The organism is Cryobacterium sp. 10I1 (assembly GCF_035019805.1).
GTDB lineage: Bacteria > Actinomycetota > Actinomycetes > Actinomycetales > Microbacteriaceae > Cryobacterium > Cryobacterium glucosi.
This window is the reverse complement of the sequence record NZ_JASJVF010000183.1, coordinates 1-6,717: the sequence shown is the minus strand read 5'-3', so window position 1 is coordinate 6,717 and position 6,717 is coordinate 1. Positions and strand designations below refer to the sequence as shown.

Here is a 6,717-nt window from a genome sequence, read left to right as displayed (position 1 = left end):
CGCCAGGCACGCGTGGCGCGAAGCGGCGCAACTGGCGCGCGGACCGACGCGGCTGGCGCGAAGCGGCGCAACTGGCGCGCGATCTCGGCAGCGCAGCGGATGTCGGGCTCAGGCGGGCGCGACCGGCTGCCGGAGGACGGTCTTGAGCTTGTCCGGGGCGCTTCGCCGCGGGTCGCCGAGGTAGACCTCGTGGTGCAGCCCGTTCGGGCGCAGACCATGCTGGGCCAGGAACTCCCCGTGCAGCCGCGCGAGTGCCGGCCCCTCGTCTTCGTAGGGTCCGACGTGCAGCAGCTGAGCGCAGAGGCCCTCGTCGAGGGACTCGATGCGCACGCTCGCGAGGGCCGGAAGCTTCTTCTTCGCCCTGGTCGCCGTCACGGCCTCGTCGATTGCGGCATCCGTCACCCACTCGGGCTGGCTGATCAGCATCGTCCAGCTCCAGGAGGCCTTGTCGCCGGCCGCGAACGCGGCATAGCCGGCCGGGTCATCGGCGTACCAGAGTCCTTCGAGCGGGGCGACGACGAGGTCACGCCCGAGGCCGCGCTTGGCCGCGAACTTGATCGCGTACGCAACGGCATAAAGCGCCTCGACGGCCTCGGTGTATGCGGGCGCGACGTTCGGGTCGCCGCGTCCGTCGACCGCGATGAACCGTTGCACGGGAACCTCGATCAGCTCCCAGTCGCGGTTCGTCGGCGCATACAGGGGCTTGTCCTCCCGCTTCACGTCGTACGGTCCCGTCACCCGCGGTGCGGTGTTCCGCGGCGCACGCAACTGACCGGTGCGCCGGTCGGTCGTGAACGGTACCTCGTCACTCATCGGGCTGTGCCGACTCCTCCAGCACCGAATCTTCGAGCACCGAGAGGATGTTGCCGGCCGGGTCAGTGAACCAGGCAATCGTCGGTCCGTACCCGCGCATGATGCCCTTCTCGTCCTGGGGCGAGCCCTCGTACCGTTCGAAGACCACCCCGCGGGCCATGAGCGTGTCGACGGCGGCGTCGATGTTGCCGACAGCAAGGTTGAGCATCGTGTACGTCGCCGGCGCGTGGTCGGCCTTCGGATAGACGATCACGTGCGCCCCGCCGGGCAACTCGATGCGCAGCAGTCCCATCCCGCCGTCGGTCACCTCGAGTCCGAGCGTGCCGCCGTAGAAGGCGCGGGCGGCCTCGATGTCGGGGACAGCGAAACCGCTGAACACGTCGAGGATGCCGATGCCCCGGTCGGTTGTCGCCGTTCCGGTCTCTGAGTCAGTCATGTCGAACTCCCTTGCTCGAACGGATGGAACAGGTTAGTCGGTGGAACAGGTGAGTCGCTGGATCACGCCGGTCGTGTCACGTTACCGCGAACTGATCGACGCGAACTTGCGGATGCAGAGCGGCACGAACACGACGAGCATGACGGTGATGCCGATCAGCACCGTCTGGATCGGGTGCTGCATGGTCCAGATGTCGGGCACGGGCGCGGTGCCCTCGTTGCCGAAGAGCTGCCGTGCCGCCTGCACGAGCGAGGAGACCGGGTTCCACTCCGCGAAGATCCGCAGCGGGGTCGGCAGGGTGTCGCTCGGCACGAAGGCGTTCGAGACGAAGGTGAGCGGGAACAGGATGAGGAACGAGGCGTTATTGATCACCTCGGGGCTCTTCACGCTCATTCCGAGCAGCGCCATCAGCCAGCTGAACGCGTAGCTGAACAGGAGCAACAGCCCGACGCCGGCCAGGAACTCGGCCGGCGAGGAGTTCACCCGCCAGCCGACGGCGAGGCCGGTGGCCATCATGATGACCATCGAGATGGTGTTGAGCACGAGGTCGCTGTTCGTGCGGCCGATCAGCACCGCGGACGAGCTCATCGGCAGGCTGCGGAACCGGTCGATGATGCCCTCCTTGAGGTCGAGCGCCATCGCAGAACCGGAGAACGTCGACCCGAACACGACGGTCTGGGCGAAGATGCCCGCCATCAGGAACTGGGTGTAGTCGGTGCCCTGCACCTGAATCGCCCCGCCGTAGACCTGGCTGAAGAGCAACACGAACATGACCGGCTGGATCACGGCGAAGACGAGCATGTCCGGGGAGCGCTTGATCTTGATGAGGTTGCGCTTGGTGACGGTCCAGCCGTCGGAGTACCAGAGCGAGAACGGGTTCCAGCTCGGCAGGGTCGTGGAAATCGCGCTCATCGGGTCTTCACCGCCTCCTTCGAGTCGAGGGCGTCGTCATCCGCTGCGCCATGCGCCTTGTCGGCCTTGTGCCCGGTGAGCTTGAGGAACACGTCGTCGAGCGTCGGACGGCGCATGCCGGCGTCGTGCAGCTCGATGCCGGCGTCCCCGAGTGCCGCGAGCACGAGCTGCAGCGCGCGCGGGCCGTCGGTCACCGCGACCTCGAGGCCGCGGCCGTCGCTCGTGACGCTCGGTTCGCCGTCGCCGAAGCGGGCGAGGATGCCGCGAGCCGCCTCGCTCGCGCCGGCGCCGGCGTCGACGAGCGCGACTTCGAGGCGGTGGCCGCCGATCTGCGCCTTGAGCTGATCGGAGGTGCCCTCGGCGATGACCCGGCCGTCGTCGACCACGACGATGTCGTCGGCGAGCTGGTCGGCCTCCTCGAGGTACTGGGTCGTGAGCAGCACGGTCGTGCCGTCGGCGACGAGCCGCTTGATCACGTTCCAGAGCGCGATGCGACTACGCGGGTCGAGCCCGGTGGTCGGCTCGTCGAGGAAGAGCACCTTGGGGTTGATCACGAGCGCGCCCGCGAGGTCGATCCGCCGGCGCATGCCGCCGGAGAACCCCTTGACCGGTCGGTTGCCTGCCGCGGTGAGCTCGAAGAGATCGATGAGTTCCTGGGCGCGACGCCGGGACTCGCTCGCACCGAGGTGGTAGAGCCGGCCGACCATCTCGAGGTTCTCGAAGCCGGTCAGGTTCTCGTCGACGGCCGAGTACTGGCCGGACACCCCGATGATCCGGCGCACGGCCTTCGGGTCGGCGACGACGTCGATGCCGTCGACGAACGCTGTTCCGGAGTCCGGCCGGATCAGCGTCGTGAGCATCTTCACGACGGTGGTCTTGCCTGCGCCGTTCGGACCGAGCAGGGCCTTGACGCTGCCCCGCGGCACCGAGAGGTCGAGCCCGGCGAGCGCATGCACCGGCCCGCTCTTGGAGCGGTAGGTCTTGGTCAGGCCCGTGGCCTCGATGATCGTCATCGTGTTCATCCCCGCGGTATTGTGGACGTTGTACACATTGTGGATCCAGCGTAACGAGGCGGCCTCACTTTGACAACCACGAACACCGATTCAGCCACCGAAGGCCATGGTCGCACGACCTACCGACACGGCGACCTGAGGCGTGCCCTGATCGACGCCGGCCTCGAGCTCGCCCGGTCCGGCGGCCCGTCCGCCGTCGTGCTCCGCGAGGCGACTCGCCGTGCCGGGGTCACCCCGAACGCCGCCTACCGTCACTTCGCCGACCGGAGTGCGCTCCTCGAGGCGGTCTGCTCGGAGTGCCAGTCCGGCGTCGCCCGCGCGATCGAGGACGGGCAGGCGGCGCTCCCAGCCCCGCCCGCGGCATCCGCCGCGCCCGCAATCGCCCAGGCGGATGCCGCTCCGGCGCCGGCCCCGGCCCTCACCGCGGCGACGGCCCGGCTCCGGTTCCGCGCCGTCGGCACCGGTTACCTGCGTTTCGCCCTGGCCGAACCGGGGCTTTTCCGCACCGCGTTCACAGCCTCGTCCGACCTCGAGAGCGCGACGAGCGCTGCACGGGCCGGTGCGCGCGGGCTGACCCCGTTCCAACTGCTCGGCGAGGCGCTCGACGACCTCGTGACCACCGGGGTTCTCCCCGCCGAGCGCCGACCGGGCGCCGAGTTCCTGGCCTGGTCTGCGGTGCACGGCCTCGCCTCGCTCCTGCTCGACGGCCCGCTCCGCGCCCTGCCCGCCGCCGCGACAGAGGCGCTCATCGGCCGCGTCGTCACCATGGTCGAGCAGGGCCTGTAGCCGCGAGCGCGCTACTCGTAGCGGAGGGACCCGATCGGGTCCTGCCGCGCGGCGCGCCAGGCCGGCAGGGTGCCGGCGAGGAACGCGATGCCCATCACGATCAGGATGATCGTGATGATCGACGCCGGAGTGAACGAGATCAGCTGGAGGCCGGGCAGGTCGGCGAACAGCCTGGTTGAGAGCGCGCGGCTCACGACGGTGCCCACGATCATGGCGATGCCGGCGCCGATCGCGCTGCCGAGGAAGCCGATGAACGCGGCCTCGATGCTGAACAGGCCGAAGATCCGGCCGGCGCCCATACCCATCGCCTTCATCAGGCCGATCTCGCGGGTGCGCTCCTGCACGCTCATCAGGAGCGTGTTGACGATGCCGAAGCTCGCGGCGAGCAGGGCGATCACGGCGAACGCGTTGAGCACGAGCACGATCGCATCGATCACCGACTTGAAGGTGCCGATCTGGTCGGCGACCGTCTTGGCGGTGAAACCGGCGTCGGTGAAGCGGGCCTGGAGCGCGGTGACCTCGCTCGCCGAGGCGTTCGCGTCGAAGTGCACGACGGCCTGGGCGTAGCTGTCCTTCGCGGTCGCGCTGCGTCCGACACTCTGCGCTTCGTAGAGCGCGGTCGTGAGCGCCGCATTGGCGGTCGCGTTCCCTGTCGCTCCGAGTCCCGCTTCCGAGACCCCGACGACGGTCGCATCGATGACGCTCGACGTTCCCGCGGCAGACGTGATGCCGATCTGCACGGTGGTGCCGATCGCATCCGCGTCGCTCGCGAACCCGAGCGGTGCGACGAACGACACCGGCAGCGCGATCTGCAGCTCTGACGATGCCGGGTCGAGCTGGGCGCCCGCGGACAGCTGCAGGGTCGTCCCGGTGACGAAGCTGCCGAGCCCGAGCCGGTATTTCTTGCTGCTGCCCGTCGTCACGTAGTCCGGGGTGGCCGAGAGGCTCGGCTCGACGGAGGTGACCCCGTCGATGGCGGCGATCGTGGTGAGGTCCGTGGACGTGATCGCGGCGACCGTCGTGCTGCCCGGTCCCGCCGCGGCGCGGCTGGTGATCTGGTCTGCCGAGTATTCCTGCGGGCCGGTCGCTGTCGCATCCGCCGACACCTTCGTCACCGTGAGCACGTCGTTCGCGCCGATGGATGCGACGGTGTCGGTGATGTAGGCGTTGATCCCTGTGCCGAGGCCGTTTGTGATGGTGAGCGTGAACGCGCCGATGAAGATCGCGAGCACGGTGAGGGTGGTGCGGAGGCGGCTGCGGAAGCTGTTGCCGATGGCCGAGCCGACGACGTCGATGGCCCTCATGCTGCGACCCGGGCTTCCTCGGCGACGACGAGGCCGTCGCGAATGTAGATCCGTCGGTCGCAGCGGGCGGCGAGGTCCTCGTCGTGGGTCACGATGATCAGCGTGATGCCCTGGTCGCGGTTGAGCCCGAAAAGGATGTCCTCGACGATCGTGCCGGTGGCACTGTCGAGGTTGCCGGTGGGTTCGTCGGCGAAGATGATCCGCGGATCGTTGACCAGGGCGCGTGCGATCACCGCTCGCTGCTTCTGGCCGCCGGAGAGTGCGTTGGCCTTGCTCCTCGCCTTGTCGTCGAGCTCGAGGCGTTCGAGCGCCGCGTGGCCGCGCAGCTTGCGACCTCGGGAACCGACCCCGGCGATCTTGAGCGGCAACACGACGTTCTCGAGCACGGACGCCCCCGGCGTGAGGAAGAACTGCTGGAAGACGAACCCGAAGGTCTTGTTGCGCGTCTCGTTGAGGCGCTTGCCCCTCAGGGTCGAGGTGTCGCTGCCGCCGAGCTGCACGGTGCCGGTGCTCGGCTTGTCGAGCAGGGCGAGCAAGTGCATCAGGGTGGACTTGCCCGAGCCGCTCTTCCCGACGATGGCGACCGATTCGCCGGCGAAGATCTCCAGGGTGACCCCCTTCAACGCGTCGAATCGGTTCTGGCCGCGACCATACGACTTCTTCAGGTCGTAGGCGGCGAGGATGGGGTGGGACATCGTGTTTTCCTCCGTGTGCTGTGGCGCTCTGGGTGCGCCGGGCCGGGCGTGGCGGATGCCGCGAGTCGGCACTGTCCCAGCGTCGCGGCATCCGTCGCGCGGGGCATCCTCCTGCGGCAGCAACCTGCCGTACCGCGGGCGCGGTACGACCCCTCCTCCCACGGGAGGATGCCGCAGCCCGGTGCAGGGGGCATCCTTGAAAGATGACCTCGATGTACAGCCATGCGCACGTGCCGCGCTGGGCCGCCGACGTGCTGGTCAGCCTCGCCGTTCTGGGAAGCGCGTTCGTGCCGGCCGGCCAGTACGCCAGAGTCGCGTCGAGCCCCACCGGCGTGCTGATCGCCCTCGCAGCGGTCATCGTGCTGCTGCCGCGCCGCCGCTGGCCGCTGCCGGCACTCGCGGCGTGCGTCGCCCTGTTCGTGCTCGCCGGCGCCCTCGGCGTGCTCAATCCGGCGTTCTCCCTCGCGACGGCGATCGCGGTCTGGAACGTCGCCATCCGCACCGACCGGCGCACGACGCTCATCGCCACGGCGATCGCCGCGGCCACGCTCGTCGGCACGAGCCTCGCCGTCACAACGGCCGAACTGCTCGACGCCCGCGTGGTGCAGTATGCGGCGGTCATCGCCTTCGCCGGTGCTGCGGGGGACGCGATGCGGTCGCGCCGCGCATACATCATGGCGATCACCGAACGCGCCAGGAAGCGCATGGCGGAGGAGTCGCCCTCCCCCGCCTCGCCCGCTACTCCCGCGAGCAGGGCG

Annotated in this window: 7 protein-coding genes and 1 pseudogene; 2 read left to right on the top strand and 6 right to left on the bottom strand. The window is 69.3% G+C overall.

Annotated elements, in window-relative coordinates:
• Positions 1 to 108: 108 nt before the first annotated feature.
• The 4 genes from QN345_RS13950 to QN345_RS13935 form a co-directional block, all read right to left on the bottom strand.
• Positions 109 to 813 (bottom strand): GyrI-like domain-containing protein, encoded by a 705-nt coding sequence (locus QN345_RS13950; RefSeq protein ID WP_322136580.1) that lies wholly within the window; start codon positions 811 to 813, stop codon positions 109 to 111.
• Entirely contained in the window at positions 806 to 1,249 is a 444-nt protein-coding gene (locus QN345_RS13945) for a VOC family protein (protein ID WP_322136581.1), read from the bottom strand. Before QN345_RS13945 ends, QN345_RS13950 begins: the two co-directional genes overlap by 8 nt.
• Before the next feature lie 81 nt (positions 1,250 to 1,330).
• Complete coding sequence (locus QN345_RS13940; protein WP_322136582.1) at positions 1,331 to 2,161, bottom strand: ABC transporter permease; 831 nt, start codon at positions 2,159 to 2,161, stop codon at positions 1,331 to 1,333.
• Positions 2,158 to 3,174, bottom strand: a complete 1,017-nt coding sequence (locus QN345_RS13935; RefSeq protein WP_322137363.1) for an ATP-binding cassette domain-containing protein — start codon at positions 3,172 to 3,174, stop codon at positions 2,158 to 2,160. Before QN345_RS13935 ends, QN345_RS13940 begins: the two co-directional genes overlap by 4 nt.
• A 69-nt stretch (positions 3,175 to 3,243) precedes the next feature.
• Between QN345_RS13935 and QN345_RS13930 the strand changes: the two genes are divergently transcribed.
• Positions 3,244 to 3,960 (top strand): TetR/AcrR family transcriptional regulator, encoded by a 717-nt coding sequence (locus QN345_RS13930; protein ID WP_322136583.1) that lies wholly within the window; start codon positions 3,244 to 3,246, stop codon positions 3,958 to 3,960.
• A gap of 11 nt (positions 3,961 to 3,971) precedes the next feature.
• On the opposite strand, the gene QN345_RS13925 is transcribed toward QN345_RS13930, so the two are convergent.
• On the bottom strand, positions 3,972 to 5,264 hold the full coding sequence (locus QN345_RS13925; protein ID WP_322136584.1) for an ABC transporter permease: 1,293 nt from the start codon (positions 5,262 to 5,264) through the stop codon (positions 3,972 to 3,974).
• Entirely contained in the window at positions 5,261 to 5,959 is a 699-nt protein-coding gene (locus QN345_RS13920; RefSeq protein WP_322136585.1) for an ABC transporter ATP-binding protein, read from the bottom strand. Before QN345_RS13920 ends, QN345_RS13925 begins: the two co-directional genes overlap by 4 nt.
• A 203-nt stretch (positions 5,960 to 6,162) precedes the next feature.
• On the opposite strand from QN345_RS13920, the pseudogene QN345_RS13915 reads away from it, so the two are divergent.
• Positions 6,163 to 6,717, top strand: a pseudogene (locus QN345_RS13915) (hypothetical protein); the annotation flags it as partial.

Coding starts and splice junctions, on each gene's coding strand:
- QN345_RS13935 (WP_322137363.1), bottom strand. CDS start 3,174: ATGACGATCATCGAGGCCACGGGCCTGACCAAGACCTACCGCTCCAAG.
- QN345_RS13950 (WP_322136580.1), bottom strand. CDS start 813: ATGAGTGACGAGGTACCGTTCACGACCGACCGGCGCACCGGTCAGTTG.
- QN345_RS13925 (WP_322136584.1), bottom strand. CDS start 5,264: ATGAGGGCCATCGACGTCGTCGGCTCGGCCATCGGCAACAGCTTCCGC.
- QN345_RS13940 (WP_322136582.1), bottom strand. CDS start 2,161: ATGAGCGCGATTTCCACGACCCTGCCGAGCTGGAACCCGTTCTCGCTC.
- QN345_RS13920 (WP_322136585.1), bottom strand. CDS start 5,959: ATGTCCCACCCCATCCTCGCCGCCTACGACCTGAAGAAGTCGTATGGT.
- QN345_RS13945 (WP_322136581.1), bottom strand. CDS start 1,249: ATGACTGACTCAGAGACCGGAACGGCGACAACCGACCGGGGCATCGGC.